Genomic DNA, 24,992 nt, shown 5'->3' on the forward strand with positions numbered 1-24,992 from the left:
TTGGTTTTTTTGTTAAACAATAGGAGATTCGTTTGATACAAAGATATCTTCATGTTTCTTTGTAGTACTTAAAACAAATTTATGTTGTAGTAATTGTAGTTTAAATAACGCCAAAGGATCATGATATGTTTCTGGATTGCTTCTTAGCGTCGCTAATGTTTGCTCGTCTTCCTGTATCTCAAGTTGAGCTGCATCTACATTTTGTTTCAATATATTAAGTGGATCTTTGAAGAACATCATGATATCACGTTCTAATGCACCTTCAAATACTTCAAATTGAAGGAAGAATTGTTTGGAAATTGTGTGAGCAATTTCTGTATAGTCTTCTGTTTCAATATATTGTTTATATTTGTTGGCGAGCATAGATTGGTTTTTTTGCATATTACCAAATAATTTTCCGGCACTTTTTAAGAAAAACTGTGTCGGTGTAAAGCGTAATAAAATATTGATGTTCGTTACTGTAATTCGATTTGTCATTCGTGCAACATCTCGATTCCAATCATCTAATAATTTGAAATCGCAAGGAAGTTTCATACGTTCTTCTTTATATAATTTATTAAACGTTTCACTCATTTCATCTAAATAAGCTTGAGCTTGAATAAATTCATTATGTGCGGTTTCAATCCATTCTTGAATAGACCCAGTAAATTTAGGAAGAAGTACCTGTTGTACATGCTTTTGAACACGTTCATTCATTGCAGCATTTAATTCTTCATGAACTAGTTTGAAATCACTATCTTCTTGAACAAGATCAGAGCAACTCTGTAATAATTCAGGAATTTGAGAATGTATATCTCGTGTAATTTCTTCTTTCGTTAAAAGATAGGATTCGGTAATAGAGCGAATTTTATCTTTTTCAAGAGCAGTAAGGTTATTAATAAATCCGGTAAGTTTCACTGAGATGTGTTTATTCCAGCGTACGGATTTTACTAATGTATTTTCTAATTCCACACGTTCATTTATGAGATAAGCAATTGTCTTTTGTGTAAACCATATTAGCTTTTCTATACGTTCTTTTTCTATATCGCGTTTTGCAAGAGTAGAGAGAATAGATTCTGTTACATCTCCAAGTTGCTGGCTACTCTCTTGCGAAGGAGAGTATGGGAAGAATTGTGCATCTGGAAAATGTACTTTAAGTTTACTAATTAGTTTTTCATTAGTAGTCGTATTATTTGTGTGTAATACGAAGTGAATTTGTAAGTTTGGTACTTGTTCACGTAAATAAATTAATGTATCAATTTCTTTACTATGCAATGGTGAAGAAGAATTTAATACGTAAACAAGACTATCTGCTGCTTGTAAGTATTCAAAGTATGCATTGTTTTTATCCAATTGCTCTTGAATGGATGGTGTAAGAAGAAATGTAAACTTATTTTTTCTTAAAAACCTACTTGGTAGCTTAATTTCTATACATTTTTTCTCAATTTCTGACTGAGCAGATGTAGCCGTTATTTGATGGAATTCATCAAGGTTAGGGATATTTCTTATATCTAACTCGGTAAATTCTGTTATTTCAGTTTGACTAGCGTCTTTAAATAGAATAGGAGTTGTTAAAGTTTCAGTTAAGATGTTCTCTCCCAATATTGAATTAACAAATGATGTTTTATCATGGTCACTAGTTCCAGCTATTAGTATTGGTGTGACATTTAAATCACATAGTTCATGGACTAGTAGCGTAAATTGATGACTTAAATCTACATCATTTTTCTCAGCCCATACAGCGATTGTTTCGAATAAATGAGAAACTGTTTCCATATTTACATCTGCTTCAGCTGATGTATTAGAAAGTAAGGATCCAGCACTTTTTACGAGTAATGATTCTAAAGTTGTAGGTGAGACTTCATTCCATGCTAACACTGCTGCAGAGACAACTAGAGAATCTTTTGCTTTCGTTAAACTAAACCAATTTGTTAATAAATTTGGTACAAGTCCGTTTAATTCATGCATAAAATGATTTCCGGTAATTAATGCAAAGTATGTTTCTTGATAGCGAGTAGAAATTTCATTCCAATCGTCATTATTGTCTGTTTCAATATGCAAGAATAAATGATTAATACTTTGAATCCAAGGAAGGTATAAGGATTCATGTTGATAGCTATTCCAAAGAGCAATAACAAGTTCTTTAAATTGAGCTTGATCAACAGCATATAGAGCTTTTAAAGACTCATAGAAATATTCAGGCTTAATATTTTTTGTAAATCCTTTGTTTATGTAATTTATTAACGTATCAAACCAGTGTAAAGATTGTGTTCGAATACCTTCTTGAACAGCTAGTTCGATAGCGTTGTTCCAATCTTCTTGTTTTTCATAGAAAGAACGTGCAATTGCAGTAATATTTGGATAATCCGGTTGGAATGCAACAGCTTCACTAATCGTCTTAAAAGCGAGTCCTAAACGATCTTGTTCGATATAAAGAGAAAGAAGTTGTAAGGAAACCTCCATCGTAAGAGTTGTATCTTCCGTTTGAATAGATTGATAAATTTCTTCTGCCTTTGGTAAGAATCCTAGTTCAAAATAAGCATCTGCAATATTTTTTGTCGCCCAAAGTGCAAGAGCATTATTTACTTTTTCCCATTTAAATATAGCTGCTTCAAAATCTTTATTTTGATAATAAAATTCACCTTGAGCAAATCGAATATTAGAAATGTTGGAGAATTCATTTTTAGATTCATTTATATATGCTTCACCGAGTACTTCCGATGCAGGAGTAGAAGTTTCTTCTGTTAAAAATGTTTTATAGTAAACTTTTTGAATAAATTGATTTTCAATGGTCATGTTCGTTCCCCCCTGTATAATTTAGAAAAATGATGTCGTATGTAAAAGGGTGTATGTTCTTTTAATAGGTAGAAGTTGCATTATATAGACCAAACTATGTTTTTGCTAGATATATCATTTTTCTTGAGAGTTAAACCGTTGCGAAAAGTAACTTTCCTTTATTGTAACAAAAAAACACGCATATGAATTTTTATTTTTTATCGGGTTATTTGCGGGCAGTAAGAATCTAATCTCAGAATTGTTGAATGTAAGTAAGTTATGTGGGAGTCGGGATGTCTGTAGAAGCAAGATTGGCATAGGTTAATAATTAGTAGAGGATGAACAAAACTCCCACTGATTAAAGTTTCACTTTATCTCTGTTAAAGGAAAGGATAGAAGTAGAGTTCATTATAAAAACAATGTATAGTGAATATGTATACCATGTTTGCCTTAAAGATAGAAAGGGTACAATGTGGAATAACGATCGTGCATAGGATGTGTCTTCCGAATGGAACAACATATTGGCGAGTTAATCGCGCATTATGGCTATTTTGGAATTGTTATAGCTTTGGCTGGTGGTATTGTCGGATTACCGATACCAGACGAGTTTTTATTGACCTTTGTTGGTTATAATGTTTCAAAAGGAGTTATGTCAGGAACTGCTGCTTTTTTAAGTGGGATGGCTGGTGCGATGTTAGGGATCACGTTAAGCTACATATTAGGTTTAAAACTTGGGCTCCCTGTTTTAAAGAAATATGGGCCGAAAATTAGAATTAAAGAACATCACATTGAAAAAACACATATTTTATTTGAAAAATATGGGCCATTTCTTTTAATGATTGGTTATTTTATACCGGGAGTACGTCATTTAACGGCATATTTTGCTGGGGTATCAAATTTGACACTTTGGCGTTTTTGTTTGTACGCTTACGGTGGTGCGCTCATTTGGATAAGTGTTTTTATTGGGCTTGGCTGGAAGTTAGGCGAGAAGTGGCGCTTCGTTGAGTATAGTTTACATCATTATGGAATATGGATTTTATTAATTTCAGCAGTTGTTACATGTGTTGTATGGTTGTACATAAAGAAAAAGAAAAACCGCTAATAGCGGTTTTTTTAGCTGAAAGCAATAAATAATACACCAGCTGTAATAAAGACTACACCAACACCGGTCATAAAGTTTAACTTTTCACCGAGGATAATCATAGCGAGAATGATAGAAAATACGACGCTTAATTTATCGACAGGAGCTACTTGTGAAACCTTTCCTGTTTTGAGGGCAAGAAAATAAAATAGCCATGACGAAGCACCTGCAACCCCACTTAATGTGATAAATAGCAGTGCTTTTTTATTTAGCAGTACGTCGCCGATATTTTGAAATTTACCTTGTATGATAATAACGCCTATCATAAATAATGCCATAATAATAGATCGAATTGTTGTTGCAACGTTTGCATCGATGCCGTCTAAACCAAACTTTCCAAAAATAGATACAAGGGCAGCAGCAATTGCTGATAATAGTGCAAATAAGAGCCACGAACTCATAGTAAAATTCCTCCAATCTTACAGTATTATACATGAAAATGATTCTCATGTATAAAGTTGAAGCAATTGAGCTTTATAGAAAGTGCGACTTCAACTTAACTTCTTGCTCCACCTGAATTTTAAGGTGGGAGTTTTACTGCCTGTAAATAGTGGGCTAAATAACGAAATAATCCCCACCTTATATTTTTAATAAGGTGGGGATTATTATACTACTCTGCAATTTCCTCATATAAAAAGTACGTTACATTATAAATATGTTCTACTTCATCGTCTGTCATAAACAGTAATTCGTCACGCTCAATCCCTTTTTTCTTTTCAATAAACTCAATCATATTTTTGCGTTCTTCTCTCTTCATCAATTTTATTTCTCCTCTCAATCTGTTTTAATACAGTTTATTTAAGTTACTGCTATTATATAACAGAATCTTTGGAAAGTTCCACCTATTTTATTATTTTTTTTAAAGAACTTTTCGACAAAACAAGCCCACCTAAGGGGGGCTTGTTTTATTTTATAGTCGTAAAAACTCAGGCTCCGTCGTACCCGCACCATCAATGTAATAAATTGTGTCGGGATTGATTTTGATCAATACGTAATTAGGGTCTTCAGGACCGAGTAACCAACGTTTTAAGCTATTATTCCAAAACTTGTTTTTTAATGTTGAGTCTTCCTCGATTGAAGCTAACCCTTCAACTTCAATATAATCTTCATCTAATTTTTTTCCTTCTCGTCCGAGTAGTACATGGACATTAGGATTTTGTTCAATATCTGTTATCTTTTTTGATTGTCGATCTGTTGCAACATATAGTACAAAATCTTCATGGAAAAACATCATAAAGGCGCTATGAGGTTTCTCATTTCGTACTGTAGATAATACACCAGTACGTTGACCTTGAATAATAGTTGCAATTTTCTCTTTTAAGTGCATATTCTTTACCTCTTTTCCTAATTTATATTTTCTCTGTTTAAAAAAGATAATTTAAATATCTTTCATACTGTTTTCTTCAAGTCGATTTTTTAAACGTAATTGTGATGAAATCGGACAAGTTAGGAGAAGAATAATAATAATATTGAGGAGAAATACACACGATGGAAGGATGAAAAGCATGTTTAATAAAATATTTCTTATAGTAGCACTTATAGGTGTACCACTATCTGTACTTGGAAAAACACTTCATTGGCCAGAAACACTTATGTTCGCTGTGTATTGTATTACGATTATCGCATTAGCTGGTTTTATGGGGAGAGCAACAGAGAGTTTAGCAATTGTTTCTGGTCCTAGAATAGGCGGGTTATTAAATGCTACTTTCGGTAATGCTGTTGAACTTATCATTTCAATTTTTGCACTTCAAGCAGGGTTAATTGAAGTGGTGTTAGCTTCTTTAACCGGTTCTGTACTTGGAAATTTATTATTGGTAGGAGGGTTATCTTTCTTTGTTGGAGGTCTTAAATACAAAAGACAAAGTTTTAATGTATATGATGCAAGGCATAATTCAGCTTTATTAATATTTGCTGTTGTTGTGGCCTTTGTTATTCCAGAGATCTTTTCAATGAAGATGGACGCTGGCAAGACGTATCAATTAAGTATAGGTGTTTCTATTATTATGATTATCATGTACCTTGCTGCATTACTATTTAAGTTAGTTACGCACCGTGGTGTATATCAACATAAAAGTGACGAAGTAGCACATGAAGAAGAGCCAGAGTGGTCAAAAGGGAAGGCGCTCCTTATTTTAGCGATAGCAACACTGGCAGTAGCTTATGTGTCAGAGGCACTCGTACATACTTTTGAAACTGTTGCAAAGTCATTTGGTTGGTCAGAGTTATTTATAGGGGTTATTATCGTTGCGATTGTTGGGAATGCAGCGGAACATGCGTCTGCAATTATTATGGCTTATAAAAATAAAGTAAATATTGCAGTCGAAATTGCAATAGGCTCTACATTACAAATCGCCATGTTTGTTGCTCCTGTATTAGTATTGCTATCTATGTTCTTCGCGCAAAGGATGCCTTTAGTATTTACCATACCAGAACTTGTGTCTATGATTACAGCCGTTTTCTTAACGATTGCGATTTCCAATGATGGAGATACAAACTGGTTTGAAGGTGGCACTTTACTAGCGGCGTATGTCATTATGGGAATTGGTTTTTATTTATTATGAAAAATAGGCATAACAATTGCGCTCAGAGAAAACAATAAACGAAGTAGTATATATACCTACATAGGAAGGAGCCAGACAGGTGAAACGAGTATACAGCATATGTCTTTCAACTATGGTCTCGTTTATTTTATTATTTCCTAACATGAGTTTTGCAAAGACAACAGTAGGAACAAAAATGCCTTCATCTGTTTTAAATATTTCAAAAGACAATACATTTCCAAATGATGCGCAAGATTTGCCACGTTTACAACCAAGTAAATTTGCTCAAGAGCTATTGAAAACGGCTAATATTAAAATTGAAAATCCAGACTTAATTCGAATGTTTAATGAAACGACAATTTCAAATGCGCCGCTTGCAGTAGGGTATCGGGCAAAAATTTATTTAGGTCAATGGGCTTTACATTATGAATCAGTAGACACATCGATTAATTGGGAATATAAACAAGTGAATCGAAATGTGTATGATAATCGCGGAGGAGACCGTTTATATCCACTTCGCTATAAGCAAGAAACACAAAAGACGGTTGAAGGCGATTTAACAGCAGATATGAAAGATGCTGCAGATGTGAAAAAAATGATGCTTCTCAAAGCACTTGAAAAAGTACAATTACCCCTTTCGTTTAAAACGACCATTGGTTATGGTACTGGACATGAGCGTGTGTATAATATTAGTCCGAGTCAACTCGGATATTTATACGCTTATACACCAGCAGTAAATGAAAAAGGGAAAGTAACATTTGGAGAAGTGTATCTTGTATTAAAGGGAAATCAAAAAAGACTTGTTGTGAAAAATATTACTTCTCAAGGAATTGGAGCTGCTATTCCAATTCATGATCATTTGTATTTTAAATTCATTTCTTCTTCCCACTCGCAATAACATGAAAAAACGTCAGCTTATAAGCTGACGTTTTTTTATAATGTAATGTTTGCTGTTTTTGATAAGAAATCTTCTGTCGGATAGTAGCTGTTTTTTACAAGAACATTTGGTCCAAGACATTTTACTGCAGGACAGTGACAGCTTAATGATTTTGCTGTTTTTGAAGCGCTCCATTTTTCATACGCTTCTTGTAATGTGTTTGTTTGTATGTTTCCTAGAAGTGGAACATCACCAAAATCAGTAACGATAATATTGCCATCAAAAATATTTACATTTAAGCGTGACCGACCATCTGGATCGTTACGAACAGTTACATTTTTGCTCTCTTGTAACTTTTTAAATGTGGCAATGTCTCGCTCGTCATCGCTACAAGCATAGAAAGGTAAAGTTCCAAATAACATCCATACATTTTCATCGCGAATTTCTAGTAAATGCTCAATCGCATCACGAATTTCAGCTTTTGTTAAAATCTCTAGATTACTCGCGAAGTCACTTGGATACATTGGATGAACTTCATGACGTTTACAGCCCATCTCTTCGACGATTTGGCGGTGAATATGTTCAATATGTGGTAGAGTTCTTTTGTTTAACATTGTTTCGGCAGATACAAGTACACCTGCATCTGATAGAGCCTTACTATTTGTAATCATTCTTTCGAATAATTTTGCACGTTGTTCGTAAGTAGGCTTACGCTCCATCATTGCAAATCCGCCTTCAACGAAGTCATCGATTGTTCCCCAGTTATGAGAGATATGCAATACGTCTAAATAAGGAATAATTTGTTCGTAACGTGCTAAATCTATAGTTAAGTTAGAGTTGATTTGAGTGCGAACGCCTCGTTCATGGGCGTATTTTAAGAGTGGTGTTACATAGTTGTCGACGGATTTTTTTGAAAGCATAGGTTCTCCGCCAGTAATACTTAAAGAACGTAAATGAGGAATCTCATCTAATCGTTTTAATAAAAGATCCATCGGAAGCGGATTTGGGTCTTTCGGCTGTAACGTGTAACCAACAGCGCAATGCTCACAGCGCATATTGCATAACGTCGTCGTTGTAAATTCAACATTTGTTAATAGTAGTTTGCCGTACTCTTCAAGGTCCATATACGCTTCCCATGGATCGTAAGAAGGAGTAATCGGCTTCATTTTTTGTGATATCGTCATATGAAATACTCCTTTGACTATTGAAATAACAATTTGTCCATTCTCTATAATAGAAGAATATGTGCTTTTTATAAAGTGAAACTTTTTAGCATGAAAAGAGAGAGGGCTTACATTATAGTGGATGACTGTGACAAAATTGATGAAATTTCATGCCCATAGCAATCGTTTTTGCGGTATAATAAAAGCAACTCGAATTAAAAGGAGAGTGCCTTCATGGGAAAAGCAATTCAAGATAAAGATACACAATTAGTATATTTAAAAGAACGTTTAAATATGTTCATTGAAGTAATTGATACAATTGAACCCGAAGAAGTAGAATTAGAAGATGTAGATCGTCTTCTTGCAATGTTAGATGAATTAGAATTAAAATGTGAGCAATTTAAAAAAGACGAATAATATATTAAAAAGGCTACCAATTCCAATTTGGTAGCCTTTTTCTGTTCGGGTAATAGAAGGACGATAGAAAAAGAGGTATAATCAAGTTGTGAAAAATTTCATTTATGCTCTAATAGCGTGAAATAAATAGCTAAAGAGCATAACAATTGAATTTTCAGCTCATAACGTTTTGGTAGCGTTCACAATTGAGGGGGAAGTAACAATGGAAAAGCTTCAAGAAAGCATGTATCAACTAATTGTTGAAACGTCAACGAACTTACCGAAAGATGTTCGTCGTGCGATTCAACAAGCGAAAGAGCGAGAAAATGCAGGGACTCGTTCTGCGATGGCACTTGGCACAATTACAAATAATATTAAAATGGCTGATGATAACATCTCGCCGATTTGCCAAGATACAGGGATGCCAACGTTTAAAATTTATACACCAGTTGGTGTGAATCAATTAAAGTTGAAGGAAGCTATCTATAATGCGCTTGAGCGGGCGACAAAAGATGGTAAACTTCGTCCCAATTCTGTTGATTCTCTTTTTGGAGATAATAGTGGAAATAATTTAGGACCAGGTACACCGGTGATTAAGTTTGAACAATGGGAAAAAGATTATATTGATGCACGTTTAATCCTAAAAGGTGGTGGCTGTGAGAATAAAAATATTCAATATAGCTTACCGTGTGAACTAGAAGGACTTGGACGAGCTGGCCGTGATTTAGAAGGGATTCGTAAATGCCTTCTTCATGCAGTATATCAAGCACAAGGGCAAGGATGTAGCGCTGGTGTAATTGGTGTTGGTATCGGGGGAGACCGCACATCAGGTTATGAATTAGCAAAAAATCAATTATTCCGTACATTAGATGATGTCAATCCAGTACCAGAGTTACAACATCTTGAAGAGTACGTATTAGAAAATGCGAACAAGCTTGGCATTGGTACGATGGGATTTGGCGGAGAAACAACTTTACTTGGTTGTAAAATTGGCGTCTATAATCGTTTGCCAGCTAGTTTCTATGTATCTGTTGCGTATAATTGCTGGGCATATCGTCGCCTTGGTGTGAAAATCCATCCTGAAACAGGAGATATTATGGATTGGCTATATCAAGAAGGGGAAGATACACTTCAGCATGAAGTACAAGAAAAAACAGAGCAACGTGAGATTGTATTAGAAGCACCAATTACAGAAGAGCAAATTCGTGAACTTCGCGTTGGTGATGTTGTAACAATTAATGGCATGATGTATACAGGTCGTGACGCAATCCATAAGCATTTAATGGATAATGATTGTCCAGTAGATTTAAATGGACAAATTATTTACCACTGTGGTCCAGTTGTTGTGAAAGATGAAAATGACAATTGGCAAATTAAAGCGGCAGGTCCAACGACAAGTATTCGTGAAGAACCGTACCAAGGCGATATTATGAAGAAATTCGGTATTCGCGCTGTCATTGGAAAAGGCGGTATGGGTGCGAAAACATTAGCGGCTTTAGAAGAACATGGCGGTGTATATTTAAACGCAATCGGTGGTGCAGCGCAATATTATGCTGAATGTATTAAAGAAGTGGAAGATGTTGATTTCTTACAATTTGGTATTCCAGAAGCAATGTGGCATTTACGTATCGACGGGTTTAAAGCAGTTGTAACGATGGACTCTCATGGTAATAGCTTACATGCAGATGTTGATAAAACATCACTTGAAAAATTAGCTAGCTTTAAAGAGCCAGTATTTAAGTAAATAAAAAATGCATCTCGAATGATTCGAGATGCATTTTTTTGGTATATATAGAAAAACATGTTCAGCATGAAAGAATGCGTTGCAACAGAAACTACAAGTACGATTATATATGGAAAGGAGACTATTTATGAAATATAAATGGTTATATATCGGTCTCATTTTTTCAATTATGATGGCACTTGTTCCAGTTTCAGCACTGGCTTATACAAATACTCCACATAACTGGGGAATCCCGCGTCCTAAAAATGAAACAGTACCAGATGCAGGAAAGTTATATACAGATTTACTACAAAAAAATGGCGGGTTTTATTTAGGAGATACGAAGAAAAAAGATATTTATTTAACATTTGATAATGGATATGAGAATGGATACACAGGGAAAATATTAGATGTATTAAAAGAGAAAAAAGTACCAGCAACTTTCTTTGTAACGGGACATTACATTAAAACACAAAAAGATTTATTGTTAAGAATGAAGGATGAAGGACACATTATTGGAAACCATTCTTGGAGTCATCCTGATTTTACAGCGGTAAATGATGAGAAACTTCGTGAAGAATTAACGAGTGTAACAGAAGAAATTAAAAAAGTAACTGGGCAAAAAGAAGTGAAATATGTACGTCCTCCGCGCGGTGTATTTAGTGAAAGAACGTTAGCTCTTACGAAAGAAATGGGCTATTATAATGTATTTTGGTCACTTGCATTTTTGGATTGGAAAGTGGATCAGCAAAGAGGATGGCAATATGCGCATAATAATGTTATGACGATGATTCATCCAGGATCTATTTTATTACTTCATGCAATATCAAAAGATAATGCAGAAGCACTTGCAAAAATCATTGATGATTTGCGCGAGAAAGGGTATCATTTTAAAAGTCTAGATGACTTAGTAAAAGGCAATCAACCGTAAGCATGTATGCTTACGGTTTTCTCATGCTATAATGATGTGTAAAAAGGATGGGGAAACGTATGTGGAGCGAGCATGTTACGTTAGAGTATCCGTATCATTTTGAAGAAGTATTAAAACGTTTATCTTTTGATCCTCTTAACGTCATTCAATTCGATGAGAAAGTTATTTATATCCCGCTTTGTATCGACGAGGAACAGGTTGTTGTTCGCTTACAAGGGATTGGTACTGTTCAAAATCCACAGTTTTGGATTTCTAGTCAGACAGGAGATCCAGAGAAAGTCATGAAACGAATGAGAGCCATTTTTCATTGGAATGAACCGTTTCAAGATATACAAAATCATTTTTTAAACACATCATTACGTCCACTATTTGAAATATATGCTTATACTCCAATTATTTTAGAATTTGATTATTTTGCTTGTCTGCTTCGCTGTATCATTCACCAACAAATAAATTTGAAATTTGCTACTGTGTTAACAGAACAATTTGTGAAACGGTATGGAACAGAGAAGAACGGTGTATTCTTTTTCCCCACTCCGGAAATAGTAGCAAATATTTCAATAGAAGAATTGAGAGAGCAGAAGTTTAGTCAGCGAAAGGCTGAATATATAGTAGGATTAGGTCGAAGTATTGTCAGTGGTACATTAAATTTAGCGAGTATAGAAAATGGGACGGAAGAAGAAGTTTCAGCACAATTGTTGCCAATTAGGGGAATTGGTGCATGGACAGTGCAAAACTTTTTAATGTTTGGGCTTGGACGGAAAAATATGTTCCCGAAAGCGGACATTGGGATTCAGCGTGCAGTGCAAGGTATATTTCAATTAGATGATAAACCTGATGATGCATTTTTAGAAAAATTGAAACAAGAGTGTGAACCATACTGCAGTTATGCAGCGTTATATTTATGGAAAAGTATAGAGTAGAGGTGTAATAATGATACAAAAGCAACATGAGAGTAAGTTGGAAGTTGGTCAAACGTTTCCTGTGACAATTAAACGTCTTGGGATTAACGGAGAAGGCGTTGGTTATTTTAAGAGACAAGTTGTTTTCATTCCAGGGGCATTACCAGGAGAAGAAGTTGTTGCAGAAACAACGAAAATTCAGCGTGGCTTCGCTGAAGCGAAAGTGAAAAAAGTTCGTAAAGCTTCACCGCATCGTGTGAAAGCACCGTGTCCAGTATATGAGGAGTGTGGCGGTTGTCAGCTGCAACATTTAGATTATAAAGAACAATTGAATCAAAAGCGTGATATCGTTGTACAAGCATTTGAGAAGTACATGAAAAATAGTATGGAAGAGAAAATTCGTCCAACGCTTGGCATGGAAAATCCATGGCATTATCGTAATAAGAGTCAATTACAAGTGGGGCGTAAAGACGAAAAGGTTATTACAGGGCTATATAAACAAAACTCACATCAGTTAATTGATATCGCTCACTGTATGATTCAACATAAAGCAACGAATGAAGCGACAAAAGTTGTAAGACGTATTTTAGAAAAATTAAATGTTTCTATTTACAATGAGAAAAAACAAAAAGGTTTAGTACGCACAATTGTAACACGTACTGCAGTTCAAACAGGTGAAGTACAAGTTACACTTATTACAACAAAAGAAGAATTACCAAATAAAGAACAATTTATTGCAGAAGTACAAAAACAGATGCCAGCGGTTAAATCAATTATGCAAAATGTAAACTGGCGTAAAACATCTGTTATTTTTGGCGACAAAACATTTAAATTAGCTGGAAAAGAAGTAATTCAAGAAACACTTGGTGATTTATCATTTGAATTATCAGCACGTGCGTTCTTCCAGTTGAATCCAGAGCAAACCGTTGTTTTATATAATGAAGCAAAAAAAGCCGCTGCGTTAACAGGCGATGAGAAAATTGTAGATGCGTATTGTGGCGTTGGTACAATCGGTCTTTGGCTTGCAAATGATGCAGCGGAAGTACGTGGTATGGATGTAATTCCAGAAGCGATTGCAGATGCAAGAAAAAATGCAAAGCGTCACGGATTTACAAATACGAAATATGAAGCAGGTAAAGCTGAACAATGGTTACCGAAATGGGTAAAAGAAGGATGGCGTCCAGATGTAATTGTTGTCGACCCACCACGTACAGGTTGCGATGATAAATTACTGGAAACAATTTTAAAAGTGAAGCCGAAACAAGTTGTGTACGTGTCTTGTAATCCTTCTTCATTAGCACGTGATGTACAAGCATTAATGAAGAGCTATGAAGTGGAGTATGTGCAACCAGTTGATATGTTCCCGCATACAGCTCACGTAGAAAATGTAGTGAAGCTTGTTAGAAAGTAAAGTTTATTAATATTCCCTCATGGTATGAGGGAATATTTTCTATGAAGGAGAATATTATGCATAATTATAAATTAACGATTCAGTACGACGGCGCACGTTTTAAAGGATGGCAACGTCTCGGTAATAACGATAATACAATTCAAGGAAAAATCGAAAGTGTCATATCTGAAATGGTCGGAAAAGAAATTGAAATTATCGGTTGTAGTAGAACAGACACTGGTGTACATGCTTTGAATCAAGTTGCTAACTTTCAAAGTGATGAGAAGTTAGTGGAACATAAAGTGAAAAAATATTTAAATCAATATTTACCTAACGATATTAGCATTACGAATGTGGAAGAAGTACATGATCGTTTCCATGCTCGTTACAATTCTAAAGCAAAAACATATCTGTATAAAATTTGGAATGAAGAGCATACAAATCCATTTATGCGTAAATACAGCATGCATGTGAATAAAAAATTAAATGTGAAAAGCATGAAAGCAGCTGCAAAACATTTAGTTGGTTCACATGACTTTACTGCTTTTTCAAATGCGAAATCAAAGAAAAAATCCATGGTTCGAGAAGTATATACACTTGATGTGATGGAAGAGGCAGGGTTTGTACAAATTAGAGTAAGTGGTAACGGCTTCCTTCATAATATGGTAAGAAAAATTGTCGGGGCATTAATTGAAGTTGGATTAGGACAATTAGATGCTGAAGCAATTCCAAACATTTTAGAGGAAAAGCAGCGCAATCAAATTAATTGTCTTGCTGAGGCAAGTGGGTTGTATTTAGAGAATGTTGAGTTTTAATGGCAAATAAAAAAATCGGGCTAAGTAGCTCGATTTTTTTAGTATTAAGAAGATTTTTCGTTTTTTATACGTATCTTCAAATTCCAAAAAGCAGCAAGCATAATAGCTGCAAAGGAGCCAAAAATTGTTCCTAATAGCTTTGCATAAGGAGAGCTGCTTACATCGGCATTAATGAATAACATCATACAGAGCATGGCAGGGAAAAAGTATAAGTATTGTAATAACTTTAATTTTTTATCATTACTCATATATATAGCCCCTTTCTAGCATGTTATATATTTATTATAACATATTTTACCAATTTATTTTTACACTTGGAGACATGTTTATTTCATATGTGTAAATGCAGTTTTTTAATTCGATATTGTAAGTTTTGCCTACTTAATCCTAAAAATTTTGCAGCTTGTGAAATGTTGCCATGATTCTCTTTAAGAATTTGATTAATGTAGTTCTTTTCCATTTTTTCTATTGTGTGTTTTAAAGTTTTAGGTGCATGAGTATTGTGATTAGTTAGTGCATGTTGCATATTGAATTCTGTTTTTATTCGTTCACGAAAGCGAGTAGGCATATGAAACGCTGTAATGATGGTTTCATCTTCTATCAAGTTCATGGAACCTTCAATTATATGTTCCAACTCCCGTACGTTTCCAGGCCAATCATATGCATAGAAAAATTCTCTTACATTTACATCTACATCGGTTACATTGAGCCCAAATTGAGTATTATATTTTTCAATAAAGTGCTGAACAAGATCTGGAATATCTTCTTTTCTTTCACGTAAAGGCGGAAGACATAAAGTAACGACGCTTAATCGGTAATATAAGTCTTCTCTTAATCGATTATGTGCGATGGCTTCGAAAGGATCTTCATTGATAGTTGCTATAATACGAACATCAATTTCTTTTTCGTGTGTGCCTCCGATTCTTCGTATTGTTTTTTCTTGTATAGCTCGTAGTAACTTCGCTTGAAGTGCTGGACTTAATGAGTTGATTTCATCTAATAACAAAGTTCCTCCGTTCGCTTCTTCGAATAAGCCTGATTTATCTATTGCTCCTGTAAAGGCACCTCGATTTGTGCCAAATAGTAGGCTTTCCATTAAGGTATCAGGTATAGCGGCACAGTTTTGTGAAATAAAGGGTTTGGTTGAACGCTGACTTTCATTATGGATGCTTTGTGCAAATAGTTCTTTACCAGTGCCTGTTTCCCCTACGAGAAGTATGGAGGAAGATGTACGAATTACTCTTTTTCCTTCTGTAATGATTGATTGAATGGCTTCAGAATCACCAATTATGTGATCAAAGGTAAATTTAGTGCTTTGTTTTCGAGAAGGACTTATTTTTATCGTTTGTTTTAAGTTACTAATTTCTTTTGATATTTCAATAGCGCCTTTAATTTTTCCATTTTCTATTATAGGGAAAGTATCGTTAATCGTTGTAATTTCTTGTCCTTTATTGTTAAAATACGTTTGTTTTATATTTTTCTTTGTTTTTCCAAATTTTAATGCCTCTATAAGAGTACTATTTTTATTTTCTTCAAATGCAAATACCTCTAAAGGACTTTTATATAATACATCTGAGCGTTCCATTGATTCAATTTCCATCATTTTGCGGTTATAGACAATCGTTTTACTTTCCTCATTAATAATATGAATCCCGATATCGAGTTCATTGATTAAAGTTTCATATAGCATATTCATTTCAATAAGTTGTTTGAAATTAATTTCTTCTGTATGCATGTAACATCTTCTCCTCATTTCACCCTATGAAGACTGACTTTTTATAATTTTATTAAAATTCTTATAAAATCGCAAAAAAATTTTGCTATTTTTCGTTTAAAACTTTTTAAATGATCGAAAAATTTTGCGGTTGTGCACATTTTTTTGTATGAAACTCTCATTTAATATATGAATTAGAGACTTGGTACGTATTTTGCATAAATAATATTCGAAATCTCTAGAGGGGAGAATATGAATTTTTACAGGATATACAACGTTTTGGTGTCAATTAATAAGAGGGAGGAATTTATAAAGTGAAGACAGTTATAGAAGGTGTGTATAGTCCTTGTTATGGAAAAGTAGAGAAGTTATTTGTTACGGAAAGTTCTTACGTATACGAGTGGGAGAAATTAGCGTTAATTGAAACAATAGATAAACAGAAAGTAGAAATTAAGATAGGGATCAGTGGTTATATTGAATCATTAGAAGTAGTAGAAGGACAAGCTATTGCTGATCAAAAATTATTAATAACAGTAAGGGATGACCTTTTAGTAACAGGCAGTGATTAATGTAAGTGACGTGTATTTTTGCTCTTTTCAATCATTATTTTTACAATGAATACTTTTAAAAACGCTTACATTAAATGGGTTGGCAAAGTGAAAAGGGGGGATTTATATGATGGATCAAAACCAAGGATTAAAAAGAGAATTGAAAAGTAGGCACATATTTATGATTGCACTCGGTGGAGTTATTGGTACAGGACTTTTTTTAGGGTCAGGTTATACGATTCATGAGGCTGGACCTGGAGGAGCAATTGTAGCGTATCTTGTCGGTGGATTTGTAATGTATTTAACGATGCTCTGTCTTGGAGAATTAGCTGTTGCGATGCCTGACGCAGGGTCTTATCAAACGTATGCGACAAAGCATATTTCCCCTGCAGCAGGTTATGTAGTGGGATGGATGTCATGGTTAAACTGGTCTGCTACGATAGGTATTGAATTAATTGCAGTTAGTATTTTGATGAAACGTTGGTTTCCTGATGTACCGTCATGGATTTGGTGTGTAGTGTTCGCGGTACTGCTCTTTGCTATTAATGCGTTATCTTCAAGAAGTTTTGCGGAAGTGGAATTTTGGTTTGCAAGTATTAAAGTAATTACAATTATTGCATTTATTATTTTAGGCGGGGCGGCAATGTTTGGTTTTCTAGATATGAAAGGAAATGAACCAGCACCGATGTTCTCTAGCTTTACTGATTACGGGGGACTGTTTCCGAATGGATTATCAGCCATTTTAATTACGATGATTGCAGTTAATTTTTCTTTCCAAGGAACAGAACTAGTTGGTATTGCAGCAGGTGAGAGTGAAAATCCAGAGAAAACGATCCCGAAGGCAATTAACAATACAGTTTGGCGTATACTTGTTTTCTTTGTACTATCTATTTTTATTCTTGCTGGACTATTCCCTTGGCAGCAAGCAGGAGTAATAGAAAGTCCATTTGTAGTTGTATTTGATAAAATTGGTATTCCTTATGCAGCCGATATTATAAATTTCGTTATTATTACAGCAGTACTATCCGTTGCGAATTCAGGATTATATGCAACTTCTCGTATGCTATGGTCTATGTCTAATCAAGGAATGATTAGTCCGATTTTTGGTAAGTTATCTAAAAACGGTGTTCCTATTTATGCATTGATTGTAAGCACAATTGTAGGTTGTCTCTCATTATTATCAGGTATTTATGCGGAAGATACAGTTTATTTATGGCTGCTTTCTATCGCTGGATTTGGAGCGATACTAGTTTGGGCATCTATTGCTCTATCTAACTTATTAGCTAGAAGGTCATACATAAAGCAGGGCGGGGATGTGAAAGACCTGAAATTTAAAACACCGCTGTATCCATTCGTACCACTGCTTGCGTTAGTATTAAATGTAACAGTAATCGTTGGCATGGCCTTTATTCCAGAACAAAGAATGGCATTGTATTGTGGTATTCCATTTATGATTGTTTGTTTACTGTTTTATCGTGCTACAAGAAATAAGGGAAGTAATGTAGAGCATATTGAAAAGACAAATACAACGGAAGTAGAGAGTTTATAATAGTGATCAATTAGGAGACTGTAAAATTGTAAACAGTCTCTTTTTTTGTGAAAATAAAGCTGGAAACATACTATGTATGCAAAGGGGAATTAGCGATGAATCGAGAAATTTCGCAGTTGTTAAAACAAATAGATTCAAGGAAAGAGGAATTGTTAGAACTTACAAAAACATTAATTCGTTTTGAAACACCAGCACCGCCAGCGAGAAATACAAATGAAGCGCAAGAATTTGTTGCAGAGTTTTTAAGAAAACGAAATTTTAGTATTAATAAATGGGATGTATATCCGAATGATCCGAACGTTGTTGGGGTAAAAAAAGGAATAAAAAGTGACTCATATAAAAGTCTTATTATTAATGGTCATATGGATGTAGCTGAAGTGTCAGCAGATGAGGCGTGGGAAACAGATCCATTTGATCCATTTATAAAAGATGGCTGGTTAGTTGGACGTGGCGCAGCAGATATGAAAGGTGGGCTGGCTGGAGCGCTATTTGCCATTCAACTTTTACAAGAAGCTGGTATTGAATTACCTGGAGATTTAATCTTTCAATCAGTAATAGGGGAAGAAGTTGGAGAGGCAGGAACACTTCAATGCTGCAGGCGAGGTTACGATGCTGACTTTGCAGTCGTAGTGGATACGAGTGATTTACATATGCAAGGGCAAGGTGGTGTAATTACTGGATGGATTACAGTGAAAAGTCCGCAAACGTTTCATGATGCAACGCGCAGACAAATGATCCATGCTGGAGGACGTTTATTTGGAGCGAGTGCGATTGAAAAAATGATGAAAATTGTGCAGAGCTTACAAGAATTAGAGCGTCACTGGGCAGTCATGAAAACATATGAAGGCTATCCATCTGGAACAACAACAATTAATCCAGCTGTTATTGAGGGGGGAAGGCATGCGGCGTTTATTGCGGATGAGTGCCAGTTATGGATAACCGTGCACTTCTATCCGAACGAAACACATGAACAAATAATAAAAGAAATTGAAGAATATATTGGAAAGGTAGCAGCTGCCGATCCATGGTTAAGCGAAAATCCGCCACAATTTAAGTGGGGCGGAGAATCAATGATTGTAGATCGTGGTGAAATTTTCCCTTCATTAGAAGTAGATAGGGAACATGCAGCTGTAAAAAAACTTAGCTCAGTACACGAGTCTATTTTATCAAAAAATGCAATTTTAGATATGTCTGCAACGGTAACTGATGGCGGTTGGTTTAGTGAGTTTCATATTCCAGCGATTATATATGGACCAGGTACATTAGAAGAAGCACATTCTGTAAATGAGAAAGTTGAAATTGAACAGTTAATTGAATTTACAAAAGTAATAACGGCATTTATATATGAATGGTGCCACACGAAAAAATAGATTTGTATAGTAAAATCGTACGAGTATGTATACTTGTACGATTTTTTAGTGAACTATTTCAGAGGTGAAAATAAACAACTGAAATAGTTCTTTATTTTGCTATGTCTTTCGTTTTATTTCAAGTAATTTCTCTTTTGCTAATTCAACGGCGATCGCATCATCTAAATAGCCAATTGGAAAGAGATAGTCGGGAATAATATCTGTCGATAAAATGAAATACAGTAATGCGCTCCCAAGAACTGCACGTTCTTCTTTTGAAATGGTTTCATTGCAAAATTGTTGATACATATCTGTTAATTGTTCAATAAAAGGACCAGCACTATCAATTTGCTCTAATTTACTTGCGAAACTGTCATGAATACGTTTTTCGCCTTCTGTTGTCTGGGCGTAGCGTTCGTAATTTTCGAGTTCTTGTTTTACGCGAGTTGTAGTGTAATCGAAATCGAATAAGTTAGAGGATTGTAGCGTTTGCTGAATGGTATCAATAGATGTGTACATATCTGTTTTTTCTTTATTTATGTGAGGAGAATCAGGGTACATTTCATCAAATAACAATTGGGGTGAAACTTGAAGACATTCTGCAAATTTTTGTAGATGTTTTTGTTTTGGCGGTTGTTTGCCATTAATAATTCTTGAGACTGTTGCAGGATCAATATTTGTAAGTATTCCTAGTTGGCGCATAGATAAGGCACGTTCTTTTAAAAGTTTTTTTATTAATTTGCCAAGCCGATCATTCGGGTTTTCATTAGCCATAGTGTAGGCACTCCTTTTTTAGTATTGAAAAAATATTGAGCATTTATTACAAGTATATGAAACAGACAGGCACAGTTGCTCAACATTTTCATAATATGCATTGAAAAGTGAGAAAAAGGGGTGACTATTTATGAGTACAGTAGGCTTATTTTCAATTTTTTTAATCGGGATCGCTTCTAATTTAGATAATGCAGGTGTTGGAATTGCATATGGCATTCGTAAAATTCGTATTTCGTGGTTTAACAATTTTATCATCGCATTCTTTGGATTTTTATTTACTTTACTAGCTGGATTTTTTGGAAACTGGATTGCGTTATTTATTTCAGAGTTTACAGCAAATCTGATTGGAGCAATCGTTTTAGGGGTAATCGGTGTGTTTATTTTGTGCCAGCCTTTCTTGGGTCAAAAAAATACTGCAGGTTCTAAAGATGGTAATGTACTTATGGGCATTTTACGTAATCCGGAAAAAGCAGATTTTGATGGTTCTAAAACAATTAGTTTCTCAGAAGCAATTGTTTTAGGAGTTGCGTTGTCTATTAATAATATTGCAGGTGGATTTGATGCAGGGGTAACAAATTTAAATCTTTGGCTTACAGCGACTATTTCTGGGGTGTTTAGTTTTATTTGTATTAGTGGTTTTGCGTATGTAGGAAAACGATTTTTGGCAGAATACTTAGGGAAATGGGCGACAGTTATCGCAGGACTATTATTAATTCTTATTGGGATCGATCAGTTGTTGTAAGGAGAGTAGAAAACAAGGTTCGAGTATTTCCTTGGAAATACAGCAAGAGATTGCATATATCGACGTACTTTTCTCCATACTAATACGGATTTCTTTTAAGAAAGGGGGATTTGTATGGGACGCGGGAAAGCATTTGATCATAAGAAAAAAGGGCATGATCATCAACCACCTAAAGGTGCGTTCATTCATAAAGATGTAAATGAACATACTTTGGAAGAGGAAGAGCTACCAGTAAATATTGAGGCGTATAAAAATAGTTTAAAAAAACATTAAAAGCACCTACATAGGTGCTTTTTTACCGTATATCTTCAATTAATTGTTCGGATTCTTCATGCATACTGTACTCACTTAATACTTGAATGCAAAGCCACTTTAATTCCTCAATCGTATGCTCAAGTTCTTCAGGAAGCACATGATAAATGTCTTCAAGTCCCATCCCGAAATGAATAAGTTCAAGTACTTGATCATCGATGTTCCGATCCATTAATAATTCAAGTACTTCTAAATTGAATATGTATCGGTGAGCTTCGTCGAGTGAAACAACTTTTAACTTCAAGCTTTCTACAATACTCAATATAAAAAGAAGGATTGTTTTTTCAAGAACAGGTTGTTTTCCCATTTGAAATATTAGTTTCATCTTTCACACCTCCACATATAGCGCTAGGTTGTACTATATTATTCAGGAGGGGGGAACAAATATGCATGATATAGAGAAACTTTCAGCACTGTTTTTGTAAGAGGATTGATAACTGACAAAAGTGAGGTTTTGGCGAAATAAAAAATCCTGCTAGTATAGCAGGATAACTCGCGATTAAAAAATGCTCCAACCTTCTTGAGCAGAAAGAAGTTCAAGAATTTTAAAACCGGCAATACTATTTCCGTTTGCATCTAAAGCTGGTCCGAAAATACCGATTCCCATGTCTCCTTTTACGCAGCCAAAAATACCACCGGCTACACCACTTTTTGCAGGAATACCAACACGAATTGCAAATTCACCAGATTCGTTATACATACCACATGTGACCATAAATGTTTTGCAAATTTTTGTAATATGCTTAGGGATAATTTGTTTTTTCTTATATGGATCATATCCATCCATTGCAAAAATTAAGCCGATACGTGCTAAATCGATGCAGTTTACTTCAACTGCGCATTGACGAGTATATAAATCCATAAGTTCTTCAATATCACAATCGATAATTCCGTTTTGTTTCATATAATAACAAAGTGAACGGTTTAGGTAAGCTGTCTCTAGTTCTGAATCGGCAACTTTAGAGGAATAATTAATAGTAGGATTATCTGTTATTTCACGTACAAAATGAAGAATACGTTCCATTTTTTCCTCGTTATCTTTTCCTGCTAGCATGCTTGTAATAGCTAAGGCCCCTGCATTTATCATTGGATTAAGGGGTTTGGATGGACTTGTCGTTTCTAACTTAATAATAGAATTAAATGGGTCACCCGTTGGTTCCATTCCAACTTTAGAAAATACATATTCTTCACCACGGTCTAAAAGGGCAAGGGCAAGTGTAATTACTTTGGAAATACTTTGAAGAGTAAATAGTGTTTGTGAGTTGCCTGCATGGATATATTCTGTTTCTTTATGGAAAATGGCAATCCCTAAATCGTCTGGATTTGCATTTCCTAGTTCGGGGATATAAGTAGCAAGTTTTCCTTTTTTCGTATATGGTTTTACTTGTTCTAACAACTGTTGTAAGTTGTTTGTTTCAATGCACTGCATAGTACCAACGCTCCTATTTTGAATTAACTAAGTTTACTTTTCCCGATATGCTCGGAAATAAATAATAACATGAAAAAGTGGAATGATAAAACGAAAGTTCAATGTGCTATAATAGGTCTTTCGTTTCGAGTATTCTGTATTTTAAAAAGGAGAATTTTCCTTTTATATAACAGTTTGGAAATAGGAGATTTATCCATAAAAAGTTCAGAAATAAAAACTACACATCTATACAACTATATGTTATTATGGTTATGTAATAGAAAGCGTTTTCTAAAGCGTACTTATAATGATAACGATTTCATAAATTTGATTAGGGGGAATTAAAATGTTGCAGTTTTTACAACGTATTGGTAAAGCTTTAATGCTTCCGATCGCAGTACTACCAGCAGCAGGATTATTGCTTCGTTTAGGGCAACCAGATGTATTTGATATTCCTGTTATGGCACAGGCCGGCGCAGCAGTTTTTGATAACTTAGCACTTATTTTTGCAATTGGTATTGCAATCGGTCTTTCAGTGGATGGTAGTGGTGCAGCAGGTCTTGCAGGTGCAATTGGTTATCTTGTTATGAAAAATAGTATTGATGCACTTAGCAAAGGGTATTCAACTGCTGAATTACAAGGTAAATTAAGTAAAGTCCAAGATTTAATAGGTAATAGCGCAAATGTAGATCCATCTAAGCTTGCGGATACAATGACACAAGTATCTAAGGCTGCTGAATTATCGACTAAAGTAGATATGAAAGTCTTAGGTGGTATTATTGTTGGTGTTATAGCAGGACTTCTTTATAATAAATTCCATAAGATTAAACTTCCAGAATGGTTAGGTTTCTTTGCTGGAAAACGTTTCGTTCCAATTGTTACATCAGTCGTGATGCTGATATTAGGAATTCTATTTGCACAAATTTGGCCAACAATTCAAAATGGTATTGATGCATTAGCTCATGGAATTGTTAATTTAGGTGCAATTGGTTCAGGATTATTTGGTTTATTAAACCGTTTATTAATCCCAATTGGTTTACACCACGTAATGAACACATACTTCTGGTTTGTATTTGGGGACTTTACAAATGCAGCAGGTAATGTTGTTAATGGTGATATTGCTCGTTTCCTTGCAGGTGACAAAACAGCAGGTATGTTTATGACTGGTTTCTTCCCAGTTATGATGTTCGGTTTACCAGCAGCATGTTTCGCAATGATTGCAGCTGCTAAACCAGAAAAGCGTAAAGCAGTTACTGGTATGTTAGCTGGTCTAGCATTAACTTCATTCTTAACTGGTATTACAGAGCCTATTGAATTCTCATTCATGTTCTTATCACCAGTATTATATGGTATTCATGCTGTATTAACAGGTCTTTCTTTATTCATTACAACATCGCTTGGCATTCATGATGGTTTCTCATTTAGTGCCGGTGCAATCGATTACGCTTTAAACTTCGGTATTGCAACAAAACCAGTCTTACTAGCAGGTATCGGTTTAATTTACGCAGCAATTTATTTCATAGTATTCTACTTCTTAATTAAGAAGTTCGATTTAAAAACTCCTGGTCGTGAAGATGACGATGAGTTAGTTGAAGATGGTGAGGCACCAGTTGCAGGTTCAATTGGTGAAACTTACGTAGCAGCTTTAGGCGGAAAAGAAAACTTAACAGTTATTGATAACTGTGCAACACGTCTACGCTTACAAGTAAAAGATGCTGGTCAAGTAAATGAAGCAGCATTAAAACGTGCTGGTGCAAAAGGTGTTATGAAATTAAGTAATACAAGTGTCCAAGTTATCGTAGGTACAAATGTTGAATCTGTTGCCGATGATATGAAAAAACACGTATAAATAATGAGATAAGAGGATGTCCAAAAAGATTGATAACATCAATTTTTTAGAGGATATCCTCTTTTTTTGTTAATAATTTAACGGGAATCTTACTTTTGTAAATTTTCTTTTTCTT

The 24,992-nt window shown here is 34.8% G+C and carries 25 protein-coding genes and 1 pseudogene; 16 read left to right on the top strand and 10 right to left on the bottom strand.

All coding sequences use genetic code 11. The annotated features are described in order from the left end of the window. Window positions 1-12: 12 nt before the first annotated feature. Entirely contained in the window at window positions 13-2,775 is a 2,763-nt protein-coding gene (locus tag HMPREF1014_RS25350) for a tetratricopeptide repeat protein (protein WP_000151405.1), read from the bottom strand. 487 nt (window positions 2,776-3,262) lie between these two features. On the opposite strand from HMPREF1014_RS25350, the gene HMPREF1014_RS25355 reads away from it, so the two are divergent. After that, complete coding sequence (locus HMPREF1014_RS25355) at window positions 3,263-3,856, top strand: DedA family protein (RefSeq protein WP_000434878.1); 594 nt, start codon at window positions 3,263-3,265, stop codon at window positions 3,854-3,856. Window positions 3,857-3,867: 11 nt separating this feature from the next. Here the strand turns inward: HMPREF1014_RS25355 and HMPREF1014_RS25360 are convergent, their stop codons facing one another. The 3 genes from HMPREF1014_RS25360 to HMPREF1014_RS25370 all read right to left on the bottom strand — a co-directional run bounded on the left by HMPREF1014_RS25360 (window position 3,868) and on the right by HMPREF1014_RS25370 (window position 5,222). Then, window positions 3,868-4,296 (bottom strand): EamA family transporter, encoded by a 429-nt coding sequence (locus HMPREF1014_RS25360; protein WP_000100296.1) that lies wholly within the window; start codon window positions 4,294-4,296, stop codon window positions 3,868-3,870. Between the two features lie 209 nt (window positions 4,297-4,505). Next, window positions 4,506-4,652, bottom strand: a complete 147-nt coding sequence (locus tag HMPREF1014_RS25365) for a BH0509 family protein (protein WP_000817786.1) — start codon at window positions 4,650-4,652, stop codon at window positions 4,506-4,508. A gap of 153 nt (window positions 4,653-4,805) precedes the next feature. After that, entirely contained in the window at window positions 4,806-5,222 is a 417-nt protein-coding gene (locus HMPREF1014_RS25370) for a pyridoxamine 5'-phosphate oxidase family protein (RefSeq protein WP_000550220.1), read from the bottom strand. Between the two features lie 178 nt (window positions 5,223-5,400). On the opposite strand from HMPREF1014_RS25370, the gene cax reads away from it, so the two are divergent. Together cax and HMPREF1014_RS25380 are read left to right on the top strand one after the other, a co-directional pair. Then, window positions 5,401-6,456, top strand: coding sequence for a calcium/proton exchanger (cax, locus tag HMPREF1014_RS25375; RefSeq protein WP_000482139.1), 1,056 nt, complete (start codon window positions 5,401-5,403; stop codon window positions 6,454-6,456). 79 nt (window positions 6,457-6,535) lie between these two features. Next, entirely contained in the window at window positions 6,536-7,333 is a 798-nt protein-coding gene (locus tag HMPREF1014_RS25380; RefSeq protein WP_002102695.1) for a YfkD famly protein, read from the top strand. Between the two features lie 35 nt (window positions 7,334-7,368). Here the strand turns inward: HMPREF1014_RS25380 and yfkAB are convergent, their stop codons facing one another. Next, window positions 7,369-8,496: a radical SAM/CxCxxxxC motif protein YfkAB gene (yfkAB, locus tag HMPREF1014_RS25385; protein ID WP_000156023.1), complete on the bottom strand. Its 1,128-nt coding sequence runs from the start codon at window positions 8,494-8,496 to the stop codon at window positions 7,369-7,371. 213 nt (window positions 8,497-8,709) lie between these two features. Here yfkAB and HMPREF1014_RS25390 point away from each other — a divergent pair, with 213 nt between their 5' ends. The 6 genes from HMPREF1014_RS25390 (at window position 8,710) to truA (ending at window position 14,632) form a co-directional block, all read left to right on the top strand. Continuing rightward, a complete protein-coding gene (locus tag HMPREF1014_RS25390) occupies window positions 8,710-8,892 on the top strand; it encodes an SE1561 family protein (protein WP_000513558.1) in 183 nt (60 codons plus the stop codon). 202 nt (window positions 8,893-9,094) lie between these two features. Further along, entirely contained in the window at window positions 9,095-10,615 is a 1,521-nt protein-coding gene (fumA, locus tag HMPREF1014_RS25395) for a class I fumarate hydratase (RefSeq protein ID WP_000413521.1), read from the top strand. Window positions 10,616-10,742: 127 nt separating this feature from the next. Then, complete coding sequence (pdaA, locus tag HMPREF1014_RS25400) at window positions 10,743-11,525, top strand: delta-lactam-biosynthetic de-N-acetylase (RefSeq protein ID WP_000875956.1); 783 nt, start codon at window positions 10,743-10,745, stop codon at window positions 11,523-11,525. Window positions 11,526-11,584: 59 nt separating this feature from the next. Then, the gene (locus tag HMPREF1014_RS25405) at window positions 11,585-12,448 is read left to right on the top strand and encodes a DNA-3-methyladenine glycosylase family protein (RefSeq protein ID WP_000269413.1); all 864 of its coding nucleotides are present in this window, start codon (window positions 11,585-11,587) and stop codon (window positions 12,446-12,448) included. Window positions 12,449-12,458: 10 nt separating this feature from the next. After that, window positions 12,459-13,838, top strand: a complete 1,380-nt coding sequence (rlmD, locus tag HMPREF1014_RS25410; RefSeq protein ID WP_000615200.1) for a 23S rRNA (uracil(1939)-C(5))-methyltransferase RlmD — start codon at window positions 12,459-12,461, stop codon at window positions 13,836-13,838. A 56-nt stretch (window positions 13,839-13,894) separates the two neighbouring features. Beyond that, entirely contained in the window at window positions 13,895-14,632 is a 738-nt protein-coding gene (gene truA, locus HMPREF1014_RS25415; protein WP_000553122.1) for a tRNA pseudouridine(38-40) synthase TruA, read from the top strand. Window positions 14,633-14,676: 44 nt separating this feature from the next. On the opposite strand, the gene HMPREF1014_RS25420 is transcribed toward truA, so the two are convergent. Next, window positions 14,677-14,880 carry a hypothetical protein gene (locus HMPREF1014_RS25420; RefSeq protein ID WP_000063860.1) on the bottom strand — a complete coding sequence of 68 codons (204 nt, stop codon included), beginning with the start codon at window positions 14,878-14,880 and terminating at the stop codon, window positions 14,677-14,679. A gap of 83 nt (window positions 14,881-14,963) precedes the next feature. After that, window positions 14,964-16,367 (bottom strand): sigma-54 interaction domain-containing protein, encoded by a 1,404-nt coding sequence (locus tag HMPREF1014_RS25425; protein ID WP_000556698.1) that lies wholly within the window; start codon window positions 16,365-16,367, stop codon window positions 14,964-14,966. Window positions 16,368-16,660: 293 nt separating this feature from the next. On the opposite strand from HMPREF1014_RS25425, the gene HMPREF1014_RS25430 reads away from it, so the two are divergent. The 3 genes from HMPREF1014_RS25430 (at window position 16,661) to HMPREF1014_RS25440 (ending at window position 19,813) form a co-directional block, all read left to right on the top strand. Continuing rightward, window positions 16,661-16,915 (top strand): biotin/lipoyl attachment domain-containing protein, encoded by a 255-nt coding sequence (locus tag HMPREF1014_RS25430; RefSeq protein WP_000859489.1) that lies wholly within the window; start codon window positions 16,661-16,663, stop codon window positions 16,913-16,915. A 106-nt stretch (window positions 16,916-17,021) separates the two neighbouring features. Continuing rightward, window positions 17,022-18,443, top strand: a complete 1,422-nt coding sequence (locus HMPREF1014_RS25435; protein WP_000969250.1) for an amino acid permease — start codon at window positions 17,022-17,024, stop codon at window positions 18,441-18,443. Window positions 18,444-18,538: 95 nt separating this feature from the next. Next, entirely contained in the window at window positions 18,539-19,813 is a 1,275-nt protein-coding gene (locus tag HMPREF1014_RS25440) for an acetylornithine deacetylase (protein ID WP_001078357.1), read from the top strand. Window positions 19,814-19,912: 99 nt separating this feature from the next. Here HMPREF1014_RS25440 and HMPREF1014_RS25445 read toward each other — a convergent pair whose 3' ends face one another. Further along, window positions 19,913-20,566 carry a DUF1232 domain-containing protein gene (locus tag HMPREF1014_RS25445; RefSeq protein WP_001262779.1) on the bottom strand — a complete coding sequence of 218 codons (654 nt, stop codon included), beginning with the start codon at window positions 20,564-20,566 and terminating at the stop codon, window positions 19,913-19,915. A gap of 130 nt (window positions 20,567-20,696) precedes the next feature. On the opposite strand from HMPREF1014_RS25445, the gene ytaF reads away from it, so the two are divergent. After that, on the top strand, window positions 20,697-21,308 hold the full coding sequence (gene ytaF, locus HMPREF1014_RS25450; protein WP_000108731.1) for a sporulation membrane protein YtaF: 612 nt from the start codon (window positions 20,697-20,699) through the stop codon (window positions 21,306-21,308). A 114-nt stretch (window positions 21,309-21,422) separates the two neighbouring features. Continuing rightward, window positions 21,423-21,581 carry a hypothetical protein gene (locus tag HMPREF1014_RS31765; RefSeq protein WP_000532409.1) on the top strand — a complete coding sequence of 53 codons (159 nt, stop codon included), beginning with the start codon at window positions 21,423-21,425 and terminating at the stop codon, window positions 21,579-21,581. Between the two features lie 22 nt (window positions 21,582-21,603). Here the strand turns inward: HMPREF1014_RS31765 and HMPREF1014_RS25460 are convergent, their stop codons facing one another. Together HMPREF1014_RS25460 and glsA are read right to left on the bottom strand one after the other, a co-directional pair. Then, on the bottom strand, window positions 21,604-21,945 hold the full coding sequence (locus HMPREF1014_RS25460) for a DUF3969 family protein (protein ID WP_000766604.1): 342 nt from the start codon (window positions 21,943-21,945) through the stop codon (window positions 21,604-21,606). A 174-nt stretch (window positions 21,946-22,119) separates the two neighbouring features. Beyond that, window positions 22,120-23,049: a glutaminase A gene (glsA, locus tag HMPREF1014_RS25470; protein WP_001149850.1), complete on the bottom strand. Its 930-nt coding sequence runs from the start codon at window positions 23,047-23,049 to the stop codon at window positions 22,120-22,122. Window positions 23,050-23,118: 69 nt separating this feature from the next. On the opposite strand from glsA, the pseudogene HMPREF1014_RS32525 reads away from it, so the two are divergent. Both HMPREF1014_RS32525 and nagE read left to right on the top strand, forming a co-directional pair. After that, a pseudogene (locus HMPREF1014_RS32525) lies at window positions 23,119-23,233 on the top strand (transcriptional regulator). Between the two features lie 141 nt (window positions 23,234-23,374). After that, window positions 23,375-24,877 carry an N-acetylglucosamine-specific PTS transporter subunit IIBC gene (gene nagE / locus HMPREF1014_RS25475; RefSeq protein ID WP_000938903.1) on the top strand — a complete coding sequence of 501 codons (1,503 nt, stop codon included), beginning with the start codon at window positions 23,375-23,377 and terminating at the stop codon, window positions 24,875-24,877. Window positions 24,878-24,992: the final 115 nt, after the last annotated feature.

It is taken from the genome of Bacillus sp. 7_6_55CFAA_CT2, from assembly GCF_000238655.1.
GTDB lineage: Bacteria > Bacillota > Bacilli > Bacillales > Bacillaceae_G > Bacillus_A > Bacillus_A cereus.